We start from the raw sequence: 20,190 nt of genomic DNA on the forward strand, positions 1-20,190 counted from the left end.
TTATTCCAGCTCCTTTCTTAACTGACGGAGACCATAAGCTGTGCGTGACTTTACCGTTCCGGCAGGAATACCCAGCATTTCCCCGATCTCGTCATACCCGTATCCATAATAATGCTTCAGTAGCACTGCAACACGATGTTCGGGTGTCAGTCTTGTCATCGCATCCATGACATCTGTCCATTCTTCATTCCGAGTCTCAAGCTGCCAGCGGAATCGACGTACAGCCTGATCCCGGATGAGAGCAAGCCAGTTCTGTTCTCTCTTCTTACGTCTTGTCTTATCGATATAGATGCGGGTCGCAATGGTGATCATCCATGATGAAAAGGCAGACGTGCCATCATATCGATGGATATTTTCCATACAACGAATCATCGTATCTTGTACTGTCTCTTCTGCGAGGTTAGCGTCCATTGTCACTTTGACAAGATACTTATACACAAAAGTGTAGTGACGTTGCAACAACGCTGCGAGTGCGCTATCGTCTCCCGATACTGCTCTGCGTACCTCTTCAAGCTCAGCTGTCTTTATCATGAAAATCACCTGCTTCCCGTTCATTCTGGAGTTAATACGACAGGCTCTGCAGAAACGTTCAATGGAATCAAAAAAAATTAAACCCGACAATTTCCCGGCAATCAGACTTGATTCCGGTAATCTTGCAGCTTGTCGAACCACGGTTGGTTGCAGGCTCCGTTTCTTAGTACACGGCTTGTCCATATATTCTGCTGAGGCTTGATCACTTCATTGGTCACGCTAGGATTATGTATTAAAGCTCGGTTAGTACCTGTTTCTCTTTTTACACTATCCAACATGCGACGGTTTTCTTCAATAATCGGATAATCGACACGCTGTCCCAATGGAATGACTCTTGTTTTCTCCACTTTGATCTTCCCCGCTCTCATGATCTACTATTTCTTAAATTCATCATTCTAAATCAATCTGTACTTGCTACTAACTTGCTATTGGTCTTAAACTGGATTGTTATGAAGCGTGTCATGCATCTCTAAGTAGGGTAAAACTGGCTGATTCTGCACAAAAAAACGGCTGAAAATAAAAAAAGAACGCAAACCGGGTATAGACCACAGTCTGCGTGCTTCGCGAGGTTGGGTGTTTCTTGGTAATGCTTCAGTTAGATGATGCCTTAACGCTTGTAACAACTAATTGCTATTCTAATGAAAAAGTTGTCACTTGTCCAGACTTTCTTCACATATCCTGTCGGATTATCTTGCGGACACGTAAGGATTGTTCTGTTTCTCATAACCAATGGTCGTTTTGGGACCATGACCTGGGTACACTTTCACTTCATCTGCAAAGGTGTAAAGCTTGTTCTGGATCGAATCGATCAGATCCCGTTCACGCCCTCCGGTCAGGTCCGTTCTGCCCACACCCATGCGGAACAGCACATCACCGGCAAACAGGTCATTACCACAAAGCAGACTTACACTTCCTGGTGAGTGTCCAGGTGTATGGAACACTTTAAACGTATGACCAATCAGATTCAGCTTCTGTCCTTCGTCCATGGCATATTCGGCAGGATCTGTCGAAAGCGGCGGTGTCGCCTGCGGCCAATTCAAAGATCCATTTAATTTTGGGGTTGTGAGCCAGTCACTCTCCAAATCATGAAGATACACGGGACATCCCTTCAATTTACGGATCTCATCTACCCCACCCATATGATCAAAATGAGCATGAGTCAGGAGAATGGCTTCGATCTCCAAGTCTTGGATCGCCTTAAGCAACGGCCCTGGATTCATGCCTGGATCGATAATGACTGCTTTACCCGGATCATCTCCTTGCAGGAGATACGCATTGGTTTGAAGCGGGCCTAGTGTAAACGTACGAATGTTAAGCATATCGGCTTAGTAACCCGAAATCAGTTCACGCAATTCACGGATAATGACTGCATGTGACTCCGTTCCTTCCCCATAACGTTTGCCTATCTCTTGACGTGCTACAGCTAAATTTTCTTGATAGTCTGCTGCTTCACGATCCGGATTAAGGCGTTTGAATTCAATCATAACTTCCTGTACATGCTGCGGACGAGGTCCCCACTGACCCAACACGTGGCCGCCTGTATCGGCGAAAATAACGACTGGCACGGAGCGTCCACCCATCGTCAGGAACTCATCCATCACTTCCGGATGGTTCTCCATAATCAGAACTTCTGTTGGGATTCCTGAGATTTCAAGCGCCTGGAACACAACCGGAATATTACGGACAACATCCCCGCACCAGTCAGCAGCCAGAATTAACACACGCAGATCGTCGCGATGGTTCAGGCTCTCAAAGAACTCACGATCCTCTTCATTCGACCATGTAAAACTATCGTAGTTGGCCTGAAATTCACTTTGGTTCTTGGTCATACTCTCGATAAAATCCTTCGGTGGCAGACCTTTACCGAATTTGTGAGACAAGTTGGGTTTACCCATGACTAGACACTTCCTTTCTTTTTACGAGCATTCATCCATTTAATAAGTACATAAACAATCATAAGGGCAAGAGCGACCAGCAAAATAGGCATAACATATGGTGCTGCTTTCTCATCAATATGCTTCCATTGATCTCCAAGAATCATCCCTAAATATATAAACAATGCAGTCCAAGGTATAACAGCGAGTGTAGTAAGCAAGATGAATTTGCCTGCGTGCATTTTCGTGATGCCAGCCGGGATGGAGATTGCATGTCGTACCACCGGGACAAAACGAGCCGTGAAAATGACACCTGTACCATACTTGCGGAACCACTCTTCGGAATGGTCGATGTGTTTTTTCTGGATGAGTATGTATTTACCGTAGCGTTCAAGTACAGGTCTGCCGCCATAACGGCCAATCCAGTAAATAAATAATTGGGCAATCACACCGCCCACTGTTCCGAAAATCATAGCACCGAAAAAGTTGATATTACCTTGTGAAACGAGAAAACCTCCATACGCCAGCACAATTTCGCTCGGGATGACTTCCATCATTAATCCAAGCATGATTCCAAAGTATCCGAGACTTTGAATCCAATCGAACAATTGGCCGACAAGGTTATGAATAAAGTCCATCTCAACCCTCTTTCTCCATCCTGATTGGCGGTGCCCCTCCGCACCATGGATGTTCGTCCCTATTTTATCACAGGGCTGTAGACGTTGCTACTTCACAAGCCTGGGATAGTGTCCCGTTTGCAGCGTTTCGCATATGGTATGGGGAGAGGAGCGTGAGAAGATGTCACACAAGTCAATACCCGGTTCTCCACCGGTCAAACATACGCAATCTGGTCAAAATCTTCCTTCCGCCAGGGGAATTCGCCGGGCATGCAGCAAGGAACTGTACCGCACAGCCAAACGGCTGAAGGTGTACGTCTCCCCTGAACGAATGAAGCAGGCGGAAGAATGTTATTACCGTAAGGTGATCACGAATCTGCTCTGGATCGGGGAGAATCGCGATAACCGCAAAAAATTATGTGAGTGGTGGAACACGGATGTCAGTGCAGAGATCGCTGCGCTATGGGAAGTGGATGTTGAGCCATTAAAAGATGCATTTCAGCATGCCTTTGGCGGGTATCGACTGTAAATATGTAGAATGCAAAGCTTCGCTCTGAGGGCAATTCGGGGTCGTCCTCTGGCTTGCAGTTGGAGCAGAGCGTGGAGCCGACCTCCGCAGTTGGGATGAACATAAACCGCGAGTAATTTGTTATGCTCAAGCCCACGAGCGGTAACGAATCTGAGGCGTCTTATTCAAGGATTTGAAGCACTGTTAGAAATCTAAGGAATCTGAGACACGCTAAATCGGAATTTCCAGCCTTTTATCGCGTTTTTGTCAGGGGATTTTGGGAAATAACGTGTCTGATGTTTCTTACAATTTAAAAAGTGTAGCGGAAAGCCAAATAAGACGTCTTGTGTTCCTTAGAAGATCTCTGGAGTATACCGAGGAGATGAAGCAGTTGCGGAAGCAAGCTTGCGCAGGTTCTCTCCATAATCTAGAGCATGCTCTTCCATTACAAAACGACGATCATTATGAACGTCCCCTGCTTCCACTTTCTCCACCAACAACCGATAACGTTCATACATGTGTATACCAGCGACGGCAGTCTGTTGGGCTCGATCCGTGAATCCTGCCTCCCATTCCCGCCGCGCTGCCTGCTCCATCCAATACAAAGCCGCGGATTGGCCAATGCCATCATAGCGATTCAATGCAATAGCTTGCTCAAAATATTCTCCTGCCTGCTGTCCTTCGCCGAATTGGGCTGCCAATCGTCCCAGTTCGAAGTAAATCTGAGGGTGCACCGGGGAATGGGACAGGCTGTTCAGAAGGAGTGATTCTGCTTCTTGCCCCCTGAGAGATCGTGCAAGGGATAAGATAATATCTGGTCGATTCGGGTTCGATTGAAAGGCAGCCATAAGATGTGCCTTTTGTACGGGAGTTCCATCCGATTCAGACATCGCCTGACGGTACTGCACTTCTGCTACGGCGTATCGGGAGGTCAGCCAGACTGTTCCACCGAGCCAGAACAGGATAATCATCACTACTGATGCCCGTATTCCCCAATAAGTTAAACGCTGAAGAATATGAGAGCAGGACCGCATCGGTAAAGATACTAGACGGGATTGGATTGGTGGAGAGTCGGAGAGATGAGGTCTGGATGGGCTGTATTCGACAGTAACCTCGGATCGCTTGCCTTCCATCGCTTCCGTCTTTAATGCAGCTGCCCAAGCACCGAGCCAGATGAAGAGCATCCAGAATAATGTGAAACTCCAGTCAAAGTCCATCGCCCCATGCAGACCAAAAATAAGCACGGAAGGCATGAGCTGCGGTGCAACGTGAAGCATGCTTCGCAGGGTGACGAGAAACCACCCTGCGACAAGAAGGATGCCGACCAAGCCCGTATCCAGGGCAAGATCGAGCAGGCCGTTGTGAACCTCGCCTCCGACATAAGGCGAGGATTGAATGGCGCGGAACATGTTGCGCCATGTATCTCCCCCGTGGCCAAGCCATGCGGCCTCGGTCCACAGCTGGAGGGCGTCCCGCCACAGGTGCAGGCGGGACACCCCTGTGCCGACACCAGCCGCAAGGCGATCGGCGGTGGAGGCCACGGCCATGAGTGCGGCGGTGGTTCCCGCCAGCATGATGGCCGTCAGGGAAGCGGTGCGAGGAGCCTTGGCGGCGCCGCTGTGCCATAGACGGCACAGCAGCAGCGTGCCGAGCAGCGCAGCTGCCCATGCCCCGGCCAGTGCGAGCAGGCCGGGCACGGGCGCAGGCGCCAGCTGGGCAGCTACCAGCTGGCGGTACAGCCAGGCCGCGCACGCCAGTGGCGCGGCTGTGGCCAGCAGCAGCGGCAGGCGGGCACCGCGCCGCTGCAAAGCGAAGGCGGCGACCGCGGCGCAGCCGGTCGCCAGCCAAGCGCCGCGCGACTCGCTCAGTAGGAGGGCGGCTTGCGCAGGCATGAGCGGCAGCACTGCCGCGATGAGTCGCCCGGCCGGAACAGGCCGGGCTATGACTCGTGCGGCGGCCGTCAGCCGCTCCAATGCGTACATGCCGACAACGGCACCGTACGCATTCGGATACTGCAATAATCCGCCGAGCCGGGCACCGGCGGAGCTGATCTCGGGGTCAGCAGTCCGCATCACCCCGAAGGGCAGCGGCAATACCCCGCACACGGCCAGGATGCCGCTTAGCACAAGCAAGCCGCCTGCTATCTGCCAACCGCAGGCTAACCAGCGCGCACCATCCGTACGCGCAGCCAGTATTGCGGTGAGCAGAGTAAACATTGCAAGCAGGCTCCATCGCAGCATCTCATCCATACTGCCCTGTTTACTCACCGAGCCTGCCCATGCATGTAGGGCGTAACAAATCATCATCGCCAGCGGCCATAACACCCGCCACATTCCCGGAAATCGAAGTGTTTTCTCCACTATTCGTTCACTCGCCTTCTGTGGACGAATACCTACAAGGAAAAGAAAAAACATGATCAACATACTTCCTGCTGCGGTCAGAATGACAGGATACAGATTGGCCGAATAGTACAGCCCCCGACTCAGACACCCTGCGAGCAGCAAGACAATTGAAAGTATTCCAACCGCACCAGTCCATCCTAATCCTGAATATCGTTTACACCTCGAACTTTGAGAAAAACTCCCTGACGCATCGGCCTGGATAGCTGCATTTGAATGATATGTACTGTCCCCACTATCCCCATAACATAAGTACCTGTTATCTACAAATTTTGTACCATCTGCATGGTAGGTCCTGTCAAACGCATGATCCACTATTTCCCCGTTCTCCTCATGCCCTCGTCTACTTCTTAAAATTCCCTTGTCTGTTGTCCGATGTTTCATCCACGTTCACCTCCCTTCACCGCTCCGCACACACATCAAAAAGACAGAAGTCCCCGATACACGGGTCCTTCTGTCTGATCGTTCTGACAGCTATAATGTTGCTTGCTACGAAGTATATGCACTGTATTAAAGTTTACATTCAGACCCTAATTGCAGTATGTCCCTGGATTGACATTGACACACTCAGCAAAGGTCGCAATTTGCGGAATCTTGAACGGCTTCTTTGCTCGATTTCTCGCTAACCTGCTTGCCATCGCCTGGAAGCAAATCTGCACAGGCCCGCTCCAAATATGGATCGGCATGAATGAAATCACGGAAAGCTGTATATTCATTCCACATATCCGTTATCTGGCCTGCCTGACCACGAACGGCACGAATCAATATATTTTTGGGCGTATGCTCCATATCGATGAATTCTAACAGTTGTGTTTTGTATCCCATCAGGTCCAGCAGCTTGGCACGAATCGCATCCGTAGCCAGTGCGGAGAAACGTTCCTTCAGGATGCCATGAGACAACAATGGATTCATCACAGAAGATTCAACCTGTTCAAACAGCTCGTGCTGACAGCAAGGCACAGACAGAATGACTGAAGCGCCCCAGCGAACTGCCTTCTCCAAAGCCGCATCAGTAGCTGTATCACAAGCATGCAGCGTTACGACCATATCCACTTCATTGAGTTCATCGTAGTCGGCGATGTCCCCAACCAGGAACTTGAGGTCACCATAATGTAATTTGTTAGCCAAATCATTACAATGTTCGATGACATCAGCCTTCAAGTCCAACCCAATAATCTTGAGTGAACGACGTTGCTGTACCGACAGATAATGATATAAAGCAAATGTCAGATAAGACTTGCCACAACCAAAATCAACGATGGTCAGCGGACGTCCCTCGGGTAGATGCGGTATGACATCCTGCACCATTTCGAGGAAACGGTTGATCTGTCTGAACTTGTCGTACTTACGAGCCAGCACACGACCTTCTTCGTTCATAATACCAAGTTCAACGAGGAACGAGACAGGCACTCCCTCTTCCAATACATATTGCTTCTTGCGATTATGCGACAGATCCACTGCAGTCTTGGATGCAGATTTAGTCAGTATGGATACTTTATATTTTTTGCTGATCAAAATTTGATAGTCTGCCTCGGTCGTGCAGAGCAGCCCTTGACGAAACGTCTCTTCGCATAGCAAAGTCATGCGATCCGCCGCTTCAGCCGGAGTCAAATTCTCGTGCAGCACTTTGTTGTTATAATGAAATGCAAATTGATAATGCAGCTGATTCTTCAGTGTCACCGGCTTGACTTGCACTTTGGTATACGAGACATTGTCCCGTCTGCGCAGCTGGCTCCAGGTCGCTGTAATCAGCGAATTCTGTTCAAAGATGTCTTGTATAAGCTTTCGCAATGAATCCACGGGGTACATCTCACTTTCGGTTTGGTTTGGTCAACCGTTACCATACCACACTTCTGTCCCCTCTCCAAGTGAAGGCATGTAACAAGCCTTGATCCAATTCATTTTTATGAGTTCATCTCTTAGCGATTGAGTTCAGCCAGCCCTTCTTCAACTTCGTTCCGTGGCAGCCCACCTTGCTCCAGTTGTTCATCCGTCAGATGGTTCAATCTTTCGTAGAACGCCTGCACATCAGCTCGATAATTCACCGGGAAGTCAGCACCAAGCTGTAACAATCTGTACCAACTGTTCTCTGCCTGGTCGTACCGTCCTTGTTGCTCACGATACAGGGCAAGCTCTTTCACGGTTCGGGCAGGGAGTTCATATTCTTTCGTGAGACCCAATACACCCTCCACCCGTTCCGGTACGTCCAATAACTTAGGATTAGCGCCATGATTCAATGCATACAGGTAAAAATGAAGTGATCTCATCATTCGAATAAGTGCGTCATCCTCTGCGTCCATTCTCTCCTGATCATCTATGCCTTCCACTCTGGCCTTCTCTTGATAAATGTAAGCTTCTTCTTCAATCAGCCTGGCGGCTTGCTGCAGATTGTCCACTTCGATAACTCCGCGAAAACGGAACATTTCAATGACATCCTCCGCTGGCAATGAGTTCAGTAAAGATAAGTTCAACCCAAACTGCCTGCGCATCAACTCATCCAGTTCAGACAAAGCCTCGGTATGCTTACGTTGCTGTTTAAGCGTGAACACTTTGCCAATGGCCTCTGTCATTTCCTCCATCATGCGGAGCAGATAATCTTTTCTGAACATGCTGTATGCCCCCTCATCGTTCGACCATGTTAATTCACTCGTTCTCACATCGTCCCTTTATAATGATTTTAATTCATGCCATGACAAAAAGCCAAAAACAGACATACGCGTCTATGGCCCTAAACGCACCAAACCCCCGCCTGTCCCAAAGGGACGTTGCAGGGGTTGGACTTGAATGGTACGGGTACTAATGAAATTAAATTACTTCGATAATCCCGCCATGAATTGCTTAATGACCTGAATTAACTCTTCAGGAGCTTCGTACATACTCATATGCCCCGCACCAGCAATAACGGCTTGCACGATATGAGGCTTGTCACTTGTAAATGTACGTTCTGGTGGGATAACGGCATCCCTCTCTCCCGCTACCAGCAATACAGGTAATGGGGTAGCCGACAATACGTCACGGCGATCCGGCCGTTCCCGCATAGCAAGTGCAGCGCCGACAGCACCTTGGGGTGCTGTCTGGTAACCAATTTCCTTCACACGTGTTACTTGCGTAGATAATGTCTCGACATGTTCTGGTGCGAATAGGCCGGGAACCAGTCCATCTATAAAATGCACGATACCTTCGGTCTGAATAGTGGATACAGCGCGAAGGCGCTTCTCCTTGGCTTCTTCACTGTCCGGATAGGCTGTGGAATGAATCAGACCAAATGCATTCAAGCGTTCTGGATGGCGCTGTGCGATCGAGAGCGCAATGTATCCGCCCATGGAGTGTCCCAGGAGAACCGCTTTCTCTACATTTAGTTCATCCATCAACTGTAATACATCATTGCCCATCTGCTCGATGGTATAACTCCCTACAGGTGCATCTGTTTTTCCGTGTCCACGCAGATCAGGTACGATACAGCGATAGCTGCGTGCCAGCTCAGGTACGACCTCATCCCAATACGATGAACTGCCGCAGTATCCGTGGAGCAAAATGAGTGCTTCTCCCTTACCTTGTTCGGCATAACAAATCGTCGTTCCATCACACATCACTTTTTCCATATGAATCCCTCTCTCTGCGCGAATGATATAATTCAGGTTGTATATTATTAAGCCTGCGTATCATGAATGAAACGTTTATCTCCATTTCCATGCTTCGATTGCAGCATCTGCAATCGTTCTCGACATCCCCATAACCAAGTGAAGCGAGGTCATCTGCAATATGGAATAGGGCCTTGGCCCATTGGCATTGACCACAGCTGCTACACTGTATTGTCCGACAGGTGGCAGCTTGCCTCCAACCGATTGAGCCGGGATGAGTGGGTTATTTGCGAGATAGTATGTACCTACAGCATTTTTGGGACCCAAACACGCATCAATTGCTATGATGGCATGATGCGGCGGAACAAGTGCCAATTTTTTCTCCAATGTATCTGCATCACAAGGGGAAGACATCGTGCCGATCACGTTCTCCATTCCGTTCTCTTGCAGTACACTTCCTGTCAGTGGGCCCAGCGCATCTCCGGTGGAACGATCGGTGCCGATGCAGACAAACGTAATTTCATCTGGAGAATGAAGTTGAACAATGTTTTTGAAAAATAAGAGCAGATCCCCTGCAGGTACACCTTTACGGACTTCCCTTCCTTGTTGGCGAACCATTTCTCGCTTATACGCTGCCAAGCTGTATTCCCTCCAGTACACTCAGGTCTCCATTAACCCCTGTTGTTGTATCCATCATTGTAACCGATGCTTCGTTTCCCCGCAAAAGCATTGGCCTGAGCACTTCCAATCATGATACAATAACAGGAGTTTCCGATACGGAAGGGATGAACTTAACGATGGATTTAACACAAGCAACAGCAGCCAATATGGAATATATGATTGAAGCGATCAAAACCAAACTTCGTATGGCAAGCGGTGCCGCCATGCAAGCTTCTTCATTCCCACTCGAGAAATATGAAGATCTGTTTGACCTGTATGAAATGATTTTGAGCAAGGAACATCTCAGTATCTCAGAAGTGGAAGCTGTCGCTTCGGAACTGGGTAATCTTCGTAAATCTTAGCACAGTATTGCTTTTGGTCATCTGCGACTTCTATGAAGACATATTTAGAGACAAGCAAAAAGGGATCTGTTTCCACGTGCATGTGGAGGACAGATCCCTTTTTACTTAATTATGTTAAAACCATCCTTATGGGATAAACATGAACATTAAGGCAGGTCAACCAGTACAAATTCGGCAGGTTCACTACCTGTACTCGTGATTTGCAGATCACAGCTTTTACGAATTCGTGCAGCATCCCCCGGCTTGAGGTTGAAATTGCCATCCGAACAATTGATCTCGACATATCCACTGATTAGGAAAAGATGTGTCCGCCGATCTTCATGCTGCGGGTACATCAACTTCTTACCGGATTCCAAATGGGACAAGTAGCAGGTTACATCCTGGGAAATAGTCAAAGCGCCCTCGGTTCCCTCGCCGCCTTGTCCTGATACAATCGGACATAGACGATTTAACTGTTCCTGAGCCTCTACCCTTCGATTCGTATAGGAAGGTTTCAGCATACGTTCAGATGGCAAAAACCACATCTGGAGGAAACGTACCGGTTCATCCGTTGACGGATTGGTCTCGGAATGCTCCACTCCCGTACCTGCACTCATAACCTGAACCGTGCCCGGCTCAAGTAATTGCTCTGTTCCCATGCTGTCCGTATGCTTGAGCGTACCTGATATGACATAACTGACAAGTTCAAGATCATGATGTGGATGTTTCTTAAAGCCTTCTTGCGGCATCAGTGTGTTGTCATTATGCGCAAGCAAACAGCCAAAATGGGCATTGCTCGGATCATCATAATCCGCAAAGGAAAAGCTGAATTCACTGTGTATCCAACCTCGATCCGACGTGTGCCTTTCTTCCGATGTCACCACTTTAATCATGTTCATCCACCTCCAAGGGTTTAGAGCTGCCACATTACTGCGGCAGGCCACGCGTGTATATGAATTGTATAGATTAATACCAGTTGGTATGTCATCTTTACCCGGGGTCCGGCAACTCTAATCACGCCCCTTCTTAAGGTTATAGGCTATCATCAAGTGAGTGCAGAAGGAACTCACTATCTGTATGACCAACAAGGTTCCCTGCATCATTACGAATGCCCGATGGAAAGACTTCAGCCAGTCGTGCAATAGTTTGCTCATTGGAATAACCAATCTGTTTCAGAATGGATTGGGTAATGATGGCCCACTCTTCTTCAGAACCATCCAGTACCTTGAAGGTGATTCCCAGTCGCTCCTTTTTCAGGCCGAATCCGAATACACCCTTGAATCCACCTTTCGCTACTATATTATCATCTTCCAGGAGTACTGAATCTACACGCTCCGTGCCACCTACCATCAACGGATGTTCATTCATAGCCGATGTGATGGTCTCGACAGCTTTTCTTGTGGAAGGATCAGCGATAAGATCGGGACAAGCGAGCTTCAGATAGGCGTTCGACAATGCTGACAACGGCAAAGAAAATACCGGAAAGCCACAGCCATCCGTCCCAAGCTCAATCTCTTTCTCCTCAATGCCTGCCAGGTCGGCAAAGGTTTCAAGAATTTCACGCTGCACTGGATGATCCGGCTCAGCGTAACTGCCCAGATCCATCTGTTTCATCTGACTGTATCCCAGAATTCCCAGATGTTTGCCGGAACAGTTGTGTAAAATGCGACGTTTCTCCCCTTGTCCACGTAACCATTCATTTCGGCTTTCTTCATTAAGCGGATAGCTTGGAGCACAGATCAAGCACTCTTCACCCAACCCGATCTTACCGGATAGCTGCTCCAGCACCCGAATGTGTTCCGGTTCCGAACGATGCGAAGAAGACATGATAGCAATCTCCTGTGCTGAGAGGCCATAATGACTGGCAATTCCTGCCCGAATGCCTGGAATGGCCTGAAAAGGTTTGGCTGATGAGCGAGTAAACGCTCGAAAATGAGGATTGCCAGCCGAGTATACGATTCGACCCTGCTCATCCGTAATACTTATGTGTCCGTAATGGGCGGATTCCATAACGCCTGCACGGTATTCTTTAATTAACAAGGCACTCTCCATGCGAGTTCTCTCCTTTATGCTCCCGAATTCATCTCTGCTTTGCGTCACGACGCCGCATGGGATATCTTAAATAGTATAGTACAAAAACGACGTTTTTACAGTTTTTTCGACAGGTATTTCGGGTATACCTATATCAATCTACATTCATCTATTACTACTACTGAAGGAGAAACTCACTATGCCGCGCAATTCGTATCTACCATCCTCATCCGTTTCAACTCCCGGCATGTTATTACGCACCTTGCTCAACTGGAGTTTGGCGGGTATGGCGCTTAGCGCTTCAGTCGTATTCATCCTGGCCGCTTTAGGTGCCCGGGTAGGCGCTGATGATATTATTCGTCTGGATGATTGGATTCAGCAATTATTTTATTTGAATTCGGATTCACGCCTCCACCTGTTCCCTTATACTTCATTCATAACTGCACTGGGCTCATTCAAGATCTCTGCTGTAGCTGCAGGAGGTTTTGCTCTTCTTTTATTCACGCAACGCAGTCCAAGGTTTGTTATATATGGATATACGGTCTTGGGAAGCTTTGCCGTGATGTGGATTCTGAACACGTTATTGAAAGAATTTTTCAAACGGAGCCGGCCTGAGCTGGATCATCTGCTGGTCGTTCACGGATACAGTTTCCCCAGCGGTCATGCGATGATCTCCATGGGTTTCTACGGTATGCTCTTTGTCATCTGGGCGATTGAACGACAACGGAATAATTCTGTTGGTTTATGGCTTCCTGTTCTATGCGGCATTATTTTTATTTTATTGATCGGCATCAGCCGCATCATGCTGGGCGTTCATTATCCTACAGATGTATTTACAGGGTTTGCCGCAGGGTTGGCATGGATCTTCTGCATGATTAAAGGCATTAAACGCACCAGTTGAAGAATGGATTCCTCCAATTTCCAGTTCGTTCATCCTCATCTTTGTTGTTTCACAGGCATGCACGGCGTTTATATACGAAGTAAGCAAACGCGAACAGACAACATCCTACATCAAGTTTAAAAGGAGGCGGTTGTTATGTGGGGCATCATTATCAGCATTGTGATGGCGGTCATCATCGGTTTGATCGGAGATGCACTAGCCGGTCACAATATGCCTGGAGGCATCATCGGTGCAATGATTGCCGGATTTGCCGGAGCTTGGCTGGGAGCACTTTTGCTTGGTAACTGGGGACCGGTTATCGGTAACTTTGCCATTCTTCCTGCCATCATTGGTACAGCGCTCTTTGTTTTCTTGCTGGGGCTTGTGTCCAGACTGCTAAGACAGGCTGCCTGATTCGGGCAACAAGGTGTTCGGTGTTTCGTATTTGTTTCTTAATTTGAAGAAGGAGTGATTAGACATGAATAAAGTAGAAGAACAATATCCTGTACAGACGGGTTCGACTTTCGCCAAAGGAATTTTCATCGGGGGTTTGCTGGGAGCAGCTGCAGCTCTACTCTTCGCACCTAAACCAGGACGTGAATTACGTGGTGATCTTTCCGAGAAAGTAGGCATGGTTACTGACCGCACTAAAGAAGTGGCAACCGTTGTAGGGGACAAAGCCTCGGAACTGGCTAAAACGGTCTCCTCCAAAACTTCTGAAATTGCGAAAACGGTAAATCAAGGCCGCAATGATGTCATGGACTCTGTACGAAAAGCATCCGCTGATGTGGCTAACGAAGCATCCCGTGCATCTGATGAAGTGGCTGCCGCTTCCGTAGAAGCGAAGGAAGATGCACGTAAAGAACTGAACTCGACTAGCCTGTAAGGGGATGTAGATCGAGTGACCAATAGCCAGCTGCATTTCAGCTGGCTATTTTTTATCCAATGCGAATGGGAGGAAAAGGAGCATGAGTAAAGTTACAATCAACGGAAATACTCCAGTTACGGGAGGAACACCTGCGCAACAGTATGATACGAGCGAGCACCCTTTTGAATTAAGACATGAGGTAAAGCGGCTGAACACCCGTCTGGACCAGATTGCGGACAGTCTGGAGAGGGCACAGATCAAAGATATTATTGAGAATTACAGCAGTCCCAAAAAGCGGATCATTACTAACTTTACAGCAGGAATGGCACGAGGACTCGGTCTAACCGTGGGGACCTTTGTTGTTCTGGGTTTGCTGGCGTTCATTCTCAGTCAATTCGTCAATATGCCGATTGTTGGACAATACATTGCTGACTTACTTGGCTATATTGAAGATTACAAAAACTAAGAGGACTAGCCAATAGGCTATCCCCTATGCGTTTCTGTTGCTCTTTTTTTCTCGATCTCTTCAGCTGAAGGCTGTGAAGACTTCACCTTCAGCAGGTCTCCTGTCCATCCTTTCATCATCAGCCATACATACATGCTGATCATGCTAAAAATAATCAGTCCGATGACCAGTACAACTCCCCAACTCTTGTCGATCAGAGGCAGATTCTCAAAGTTCATGCCCCATATCGCTCCAGCAGCCGTTGCCGGTATGAACACAGCTGTAACTATGGTTAGCGTCTTCATAATCTCATTGCCACGAACCCCTGAGATTGCATTATCAATAGAGATTAAAGTGTCAATCTCTTTCTCATAATGGTTAAAGAGACGCTCCATCCGTTCCACACGATATTGAAGCTGTAGAAAGTAACGATTGTCTTTTATCTCACTCAGGTAAGCTTCATGGGCAGCGGCCATGAGTTCCGAGTACGGGATAAACAGATTACTCCAATATAATAATTCAAATCGGGCAGCGAGAATCTGGTCCATCAAGGTACGTGCATTACGAGACTCCATCTTTCGTTCCAAATCACGCAGGTTCATCTCAAAATGATCCATACCCACATGATAGTAATGCAGTATAGCTCGAAAAAGTACGAACATGCCATCCCTTGCCACCGTACATTGTTGCAACATATTCGCACGTTCATCTGTCTTCATAATGCCTCTTGTGTTGTCATCCATATTCAAGGTAACCAGGTTGGTGCGATCGACATAAAAGAACATCTGATTATCTTTTCGTACGTCATCTCTCTCATTCTTAATCGCATATAACAAGGAGCCAAATATGACGGGCTCAGTACCATTCACGAAACGGACGGACAAATAATTCGATTCCACTCCCTGAATTTTATGAAGCCAATACTGCATATCCGGAAAGGCCTCGGTCAGGTCCTCCAAGGCATTCTTCATGCTATCCGTATCAGGTGCAACCCAATCCCACCACTGCCAATGATCTGAGTAAGATAAATTGTCGCGACGAGCCTCCAGCTTGATTTGGTCCACAATCACAATATCCACTCCTGCACATATGTTTATTGCATGCATACAACCTTTTTAATCCCAAAAAGGACACGTATGTATTCCAATGGAATTACGTGTCCTTCTCTATGCCGTGCTCAACAACATCAGGGATTCATCTATCATAACATTGAAGCATTGGACATGATCTGTTTCAATTTCTCTGTAGCTCGCTTCTGAATCCGAGATACACTCATCTGTGAAACACCAAGCTTCTGGGCAATTGCCCGCTGAGACTGGCCATCCTGGAATGCTAGAATAAGTACCTTCTGTTCCTGTTCCTTCAATTGCGCCAATGCCTGTTGCAAGTCCATCCGTTTTTCAACTGAATCGAAGTCATTTACATCTGCACTGATCAGTTCTCCCAATGTGGCTGCACTGTCATCCTGAGATAACGGAGAATCCAGCGACACATAGTGGTAACATTCCCGACCAGCTAGAACCTCAATCGTCTCTTCTGCAGTCAAATCAAGGTATTCAGCAATCTCGTTCACACCAGGTGAGCGCTCCAGCTTCACGGTTAGCTCATCAATGGCATGCTGCACAAGTGCTCCCTTTTCCTTGATTCTCCGGGGCACCTGAATATACCATGATTTGTCACGCAAATAGTTCTTCATATGACCGATCATGCTCTTCATGGCATAAGGTTCAAATGGGATACCCAGGTTGATATCGTATTGCTTGAGCAAACGAATCAATGCCATCTGCCCGGTCTGATACAAGTCCTCGTATAGATCGGGGCGATTCCGAGCAATTTTACCTGCTGCCATCTTTACCATCGGTTCATATTTACGGATGAGAACTGTTGCAATTTCATTATCTTGGGTTTGCTGGTATTCCCAGATCAAACCTATTGCTTCAGACATGGACTCTGGGGGAGTCACTTTTTCACTCATACTTTCTCCTCACTTCTTGCAAGACGTTTTACGAGTACTACTTTCGTACCTTTGCCCGCCTCACTTTCCACACTGACATCGTCCATCAAGGCTTGCATCAGGTAGAACCCGAGTCCGCCAATCTGAGCTTCTGTCAATTCTTTGTCGTGAAGACCGGCACGTGACACGGCAGGGTTCATGTTCTCGAAACTGGCACCTTCGTCTTTAACAGTAATGGACAATGTTTCGCCATCCACTTCAAATACGACTTCAACCATGCCGCCTTCATGTGAGTAGGCATACAGTACAGAGTTGTTACAGGCCTCGGATACAGCAACTTTCATATCCTCAATGTCTTCATAAGAGAATCCCATCTTGGATGCTACTCCATAAAGATTGAGTCTTACGATATCAACGTAATCAGCTGTCGCCGGTAAATTAAGGGTGACTCTTTGAACTTCTGCATTCATTCCTTTTTCGATCCTTTCCTATTGGGAATTCTTCTGTGTGACAAAGAATTTGGCGATGCCCGTCATGTCAAAAAGTTTCTGGATTTGCGCAGGAACTTCCTGTACTTCAAAGCGAGCTTCCATTCCATGTCTAGCCTTCAGAACAGATAGCAGGATGCCAATCCCTGTACTATCGATATACTTCAAGTCTTTCATGTTGATCATAAGATCCTGTTCCTTGTTGTCCACGAGCGGCTCCATCACCAAGCGGAAGTCAGGAGCGACAGACAAATCCAGTTCGCCAGTCAGATACACTGTGCACACACCGTCTTCTGTTTCAGTTCTTGCATTGAATTTTTCATTCTTATTTGTATTCATTAGACATCTCTCTCCTGATCAATGGTTTCCTTACCTAATAACCCAACTTCAGCACGAGTGAAACAAAAAGAAGTTTGGCAAATGTTTCAATTGGCATGATTCATGGCAGATGGACCTGAGTTCAACATTTGTCGTGATTTCTGAAACTGGGCTATTTTCTGTTTTACATTCCCCATTTTCACCGGCTTACTAATATAATCATCCATACCTGCGGCAGTACAGCGTTGCTGAATTCCTTCCATAACGTTCGCAGTCATGGCTATAATGATGGGCTGGTTGGACTGGGGCAAGCTCTCTCTAATCCGCCGTGTACATTCCAGACCGTCCATCACAGGCATCTGCAGATCCATGAATACATAGTCATAGGCATGACGGCTACCAAGCACCATGTCAAGTGCGCTCTGCCCATCTTCGGCTATGTCCGATAACAACCCGAGCTTACTGAGCATGATCGCCATCAACTTCTGATTAATGGGATGATCATCCACAATTAATACCGTAGGATATTTATTCTCATTCTTCACATCCGTCAGATTCTCTTCTCCGTTCATCTGTACCAGTTCGGTTTCTACATAACGTTTCGCCTGAATGGTAAATACAAACGTTGCCCCCCGCTGCTCCGTAGTGTCCAGATAGATCTGTCCACCCATCATTTCGACCAGAGTCTTGCATATGGCCAGCCCTAAGCCCGTTCCACCGTACTTGCGTGTCATGGATGTATCCAACTGGGAAAATGGCTGAAACAGGCGATCAACCTTGTCTGATGCAATGCCTATTCCTGTGTCCTTCACGGCAAACTCTAATGCCATTCGTCCGCCATTCTCCTCCTTAACGGACACGATCAGATATACCCCGCCATGGTCGGTGAATTTGATTGCATTTGCAATCAGGTTCAAGAGAACCTGGCGTAGCCTCGCCATATCTCCATAGATTAATTGAGGGACAGAATCTTCGAGGAAATAGTCCAGTTCCAGATTCTTTTTGCCTGCTTCTGCAGCAAACAATCCCAGTACCTCCCGAATACAGGAGACTAGTTCGAAAGGATGCTCCTCCAACTCCATTTTGCCGGATTCCATCTTGGTAAAATCAAGAATGTCATTGATAACCGTCACGAGTGCATCAGCACTGCGACGAACGATGTCTGCGTACTCCTTCTGATCTTCCTTCAGTTCCGTCTCCATTAGCAGATCCACCATGCCGATGACTCCATTCATCGGCGTGCGAATCTCATGGCTCATCATCGCCAGGAACTCGGTCTTCGCATTGGCTGCGATCTCCGCTTCTTCCTTGGCCTGAATGAGTTGTTGGTTCATCTTCTCCAGTTCCTGTGTCTTCTGGTGAAGCAGCATCGTCTGTGTCTTCAATCGTTTATTGGTGATAAACATCTCCACAAAGCCCTCGATTTTGGATTTCAAAATCTGAGGAATAAACGGCTTAACCATGTAATCAATGGCCCCGGCTGAATATCCGGCAAACAAGTGCTCCGCCTCTCTGCTATTCGCAGAGATGAAGATGATCGGCACATCCTTGGACTTGTCCCGTGCCTTAATTAACTTTGCTGTCTCAATTCCGTCCATGCCAGGCATCTGCACATCAAGTACGATAACCGCAAATTCGTCTTTCAGCAGACAGCGGAGTGCCTCTTCTCCGGAAGTTGCCTTAACGAGTTTATATTGTTCCGATTCCAGAACCGCTTCAAGAGCAAGCAAGTTCTCAGGGCGGTCATCTACCAATAATATGTGGATTGGTTCATTGAGCCCCATGGCTAACCTAACCCCCTATTTGATCTTCCGGTATATTTTTTCGGTCCGGTCTAACGGCTCATAGGTATCACTGAACTCTGTAAAATGTATCGATTCTTTAGACCCCAGAACCAGAATTCCAAAGTGGCTCAGGCTCTCGTGAAACAGCCCATGCACATGGTTCCGTAGTTCATCATTGAAATAAATCATGACATTTCGGCAAAAGATAACATTAAACTCGTTAAATGACCGATCTGTTGCCAGATTGTGCTCGGCGAATATAATGTTCTTCCTTAGAAATGGGTGAAACATCACCGAATTGTATTTCGCTGTATAGTACTCGGAGAAGGCTCTGGTACCCCCTGCCTCCAAATAATTTGTAGTAAATAATTTCATTTTCTCAATACCGTAGACGCCCTCTTTAGCCTGTTGCAATGACCGATCATTCATATCGGTTGCGTAGATTCTTGCCTTGTCATACAGTCCTTCCTCATGCAACATGATGGCCATGGAATAGACTTCCTCTCCCGTAGAGCAACCCGCATGCCAGATTCGGATGTACGGATAGGTTCTCAGAATAGGAATAATCTGTTCCCGAAACATTCGGAAAAGCGAGGGATCTCGAAACATTTCCGTTACAGGGATGGACAAGTTCTGTACAAAACGTTCAAACGCGGAACGGTCATGAAGGACACGCTCCTGCAAGCCGGATATGCTCTTAACACCTTCGGCATGTGCATGATGCCAGATTCTTCGCTTCAGGGATGGCAGTGCATAGTTTCTAAAATCATAACCATATAAACGGTGCATGCCTTCCAACAGCAACTCAATCTCGATCAGCTCGCGCTCTTCATCTTGCGGCATGCGGACCAAATCTGTCCCTGTTTCGGTAGGTTCCCACGGTGTCATAATTTCTCTCCACTTCTTCATTT

At 47.5% G+C, this 20,190-nt stretch carries 24 protein-coding genes; 6 read left to right on the top strand and 18 right to left on the bottom strand.

Annotated elements, in window-relative coordinates:
* The 5 genes from sigY to WFI24_RS24735 all read right to left on the bottom strand — a co-directional run bounded on the left by sigY (position 1) and on the right by WFI24_RS24735 (position 3,043).
* Positions 1 to 531, bottom strand: a complete 531-nt coding sequence (sigY, locus tag WFI24_RS24715) for an RNA polymerase sigma factor SigY (protein WP_336764721.1) — start codon at positions 529 to 531, stop codon at positions 1 to 3.
* 101 nt (positions 532 to 632) lie between these two features.
* Positions 633 to 878, bottom strand: coding sequence for a hypothetical protein (locus WFI24_RS24720; RefSeq protein ID WP_336764722.1), 246 nt, complete (start codon positions 876 to 878; stop codon positions 633 to 635).
* A gap of 339 nt (positions 879 to 1,217) precedes the next feature.
* A complete protein-coding gene (locus tag WFI24_RS24725) occupies positions 1,218 to 1,850 on the bottom strand; it encodes an MBL fold metallo-hydrolase (RefSeq protein ID WP_336764723.1) in 633 nt (210 codons plus the stop codon).
* 6 nt (positions 1,851 to 1,856) lie between these two features.
* On the bottom strand, positions 1,857 to 2,426 hold the full coding sequence (locus WFI24_RS24730) for a thioredoxin family protein (RefSeq protein WP_145325787.1): 570 nt from the start codon (positions 2,424 to 2,426) through the stop codon (positions 1,857 to 1,859).
* A gap of 2 nt (positions 2,427 to 2,428) precedes the next feature.
* The gene (locus tag WFI24_RS24735; protein WP_145325788.1) at positions 2,429 to 3,043 is read right to left on the bottom strand and encodes a DedA family protein; all 615 of its coding nucleotides are present in this window, start codon (positions 3,041 to 3,043) and stop codon (positions 2,429 to 2,431) included.
* Between the two features lie 160 nt (positions 3,044 to 3,203).
* Here WFI24_RS24735 and WFI24_RS24740 point away from each other — a divergent pair, with 160 nt between their 5' ends.
* Positions 3,204 to 3,551 carry a dehydrogenase gene (locus WFI24_RS24740; RefSeq protein ID WP_336764724.1) on the top strand — a complete coding sequence of 116 codons (348 nt, stop codon included), beginning with the start codon at positions 3,204 to 3,206 and terminating at the stop codon, positions 3,549 to 3,551.
* Positions 3,552 to 3,883: 332 nt separating this feature from the next.
* On the opposite strand, the gene WFI24_RS24745 is transcribed toward WFI24_RS24740, so the two are convergent.
* The 5 genes from WFI24_RS24745 to yyaC all read right to left on the bottom strand — a co-directional run bounded on the left by WFI24_RS24745 (position 3,884) and on the right by yyaC (position 10,149).
* Positions 3,884 to 5,227 (bottom strand): O-antigen ligase family protein, encoded by a 1,344-nt coding sequence (locus tag WFI24_RS24745; protein WP_336764725.1) that lies wholly within the window; start codon positions 5,225 to 5,227, stop codon positions 3,884 to 3,886.
* Positions 5,228 to 6,496: 1,269 nt separating this feature from the next.
* Positions 6,497 to 7,738 carry a class I SAM-dependent methyltransferase gene (locus tag WFI24_RS24750; protein WP_336764726.1) on the bottom strand — a complete coding sequence of 414 codons (1,242 nt, stop codon included), beginning with the start codon at positions 7,736 to 7,738 and terminating at the stop codon, positions 6,497 to 6,499.
* A 110-nt stretch (positions 7,739 to 7,848) separates the two neighbouring features.
* Positions 7,849 to 8,538, bottom strand: a complete 690-nt coding sequence (locus tag WFI24_RS24755) for a DUF6483 family protein (RefSeq protein ID WP_336764727.1) — start codon at positions 8,536 to 8,538, stop codon at positions 7,849 to 7,851.
* A gap of 201 nt (positions 8,539 to 8,739) precedes the next feature.
* Positions 8,740 to 9,531, bottom strand: coding sequence for an alpha/beta fold hydrolase (locus WFI24_RS24760; RefSeq protein WP_336764728.1), 792 nt, complete (start codon positions 9,529 to 9,531; stop codon positions 8,740 to 8,742).
* 75 nt (positions 9,532 to 9,606) lie between these two features.
* Complete coding sequence (yyaC, locus tag WFI24_RS24765; RefSeq protein ID WP_336764729.1) at positions 9,607 to 10,149, bottom strand: spore protease YyaC; 543 nt, start codon at positions 10,147 to 10,149, stop codon at positions 9,607 to 9,609.
* A 158-nt stretch (positions 10,150 to 10,307) separates the two neighbouring features.
* Here yyaC and WFI24_RS24770 point away from each other — a divergent pair, with 158 nt between their 5' ends.
* A complete protein-coding gene (locus WFI24_RS24770) occupies positions 10,308 to 10,532 on the top strand; it encodes a DUF1128 domain-containing protein (protein ID WP_017692283.1) in 225 nt (74 codons plus the stop codon).
* A gap of 146 nt (positions 10,533 to 10,678) precedes the next feature.
* Here the strand turns inward: WFI24_RS24770 and WFI24_RS24775 are convergent, their stop codons facing one another.
* On the bottom strand, positions 10,679 to 11,404 hold the full coding sequence (locus WFI24_RS24775; protein WP_336764730.1) for a pirin family protein: 726 nt from the start codon (positions 11,402 to 11,404) through the stop codon (positions 10,679 to 10,681).
* A 139-nt stretch (positions 11,405 to 11,543) separates the two neighbouring features.
* Positions 11,544 to 12,563: an asparaginase gene (locus WFI24_RS24780; protein WP_336764731.1), complete on the bottom strand. Its 1,020-nt coding sequence runs from the start codon at positions 12,561 to 12,563 to the stop codon at positions 11,544 to 11,546.
* Between the two features lie 178 nt (positions 12,564 to 12,741).
* On the opposite strand from WFI24_RS24780, the gene WFI24_RS24785 reads away from it, so the two are divergent.
* The 4 genes from WFI24_RS24785 (at position 12,742) to WFI24_RS24800 (ending at position 14,756) form a co-directional block, all read left to right on the top strand.
* Positions 12,742 to 13,443 carry a phosphatase PAP2 family protein gene (locus WFI24_RS24785; RefSeq protein ID WP_336764732.1) on the top strand — a complete coding sequence of 234 codons (702 nt, stop codon included), beginning with the start codon at positions 12,742 to 12,744 and terminating at the stop codon, positions 13,441 to 13,443.
* Between the two features lie 135 nt (positions 13,444 to 13,578).
* Positions 13,579 to 13,836 carry a GlsB/YeaQ/YmgE family stress response membrane protein gene (locus tag WFI24_RS24790; protein ID WP_145325797.1) on the top strand — a complete coding sequence of 86 codons (258 nt, stop codon included), beginning with the start codon at positions 13,579 to 13,581 and terminating at the stop codon, positions 13,834 to 13,836.
* Between the two features lie 64 nt (positions 13,837 to 13,900).
* Positions 13,901 to 14,308, top strand: coding sequence for a YtxH domain-containing protein (locus WFI24_RS24795; RefSeq protein ID WP_145325798.1), 408 nt, complete (start codon positions 13,901 to 13,903; stop codon positions 14,306 to 14,308).
* 82 nt (positions 14,309 to 14,390) lie between these two features.
* Positions 14,391 to 14,756 (top strand): DUF5665 domain-containing protein, encoded by a 366-nt coding sequence (locus WFI24_RS24800; RefSeq protein ID WP_336764733.1) that lies wholly within the window; start codon positions 14,391 to 14,393, stop codon positions 14,754 to 14,756.
* A 17-nt stretch (positions 14,757 to 14,773) separates the two neighbouring features.
* Here WFI24_RS24800 and WFI24_RS24805 read toward each other — a convergent pair whose 3' ends face one another.
* The 6 genes from WFI24_RS24805 to WFI24_RS24830 form a co-directional block, all read right to left on the bottom strand.
* Positions 14,774 to 15,802 carry a magnesium transporter CorA family protein gene (locus WFI24_RS24805; RefSeq protein ID WP_442956263.1) on the bottom strand — a complete coding sequence of 343 codons (1,029 nt, stop codon included), beginning with the start codon at positions 15,800 to 15,802 and terminating at the stop codon, positions 14,774 to 14,776.
* 134 nt (positions 15,803 to 15,936) lie between these two features.
* The gene (locus WFI24_RS24810) at positions 15,937 to 16,710 is read right to left on the bottom strand and encodes a sigma-70 family RNA polymerase sigma factor (protein WP_145325800.1); all 774 of its coding nucleotides are present in this window, start codon (positions 16,708 to 16,710) and stop codon (positions 15,937 to 15,939) included.
* Positions 16,707 to 17,159 (bottom strand): anti-sigma B factor RsbW, encoded by a 453-nt coding sequence (rsbW, locus tag WFI24_RS24815; protein ID WP_145325801.1) that lies wholly within the window; start codon positions 17,157 to 17,159, stop codon positions 16,707 to 16,709. The genes WFI24_RS24810 and rsbW overlap by 4 nt, the downstream gene beginning before the upstream one ends.
* A gap of 18 nt (positions 17,160 to 17,177) precedes the next feature.
* Positions 17,178 to 17,516, bottom strand: coding sequence for an STAS domain-containing protein (locus WFI24_RS24820; protein ID WP_145325802.1), 339 nt, complete (start codon positions 17,514 to 17,516; stop codon positions 17,178 to 17,180).
* 86 nt (positions 17,517 to 17,602) lie between these two features.
* Complete coding sequence (locus WFI24_RS24825; protein WP_336764735.1) at positions 17,603 to 19,279, bottom strand: response regulator; 1,677 nt, start codon at positions 19,277 to 19,279, stop codon at positions 17,603 to 17,605.
* 15 nt (positions 19,280 to 19,294) lie between these two features.
* Positions 19,295 to 20,167: a CheR family methyltransferase gene (locus WFI24_RS24830; protein WP_145325804.1), complete on the bottom strand. Its 873-nt coding sequence runs from the start codon at positions 20,165 to 20,167 to the stop codon at positions 19,295 to 19,297.
* Positions 20,168 to 20,190: the final 23 nt, after the last annotated feature.

Source organism: Paenibacillus sp. USHLN196, from assembly GCF_037144955.1.
Lineage (GTDB): Bacteria > Bacillota > Bacilli > Paenibacillales > Paenibacillaceae > Paenibacillus > Paenibacillus xylanexedens_C.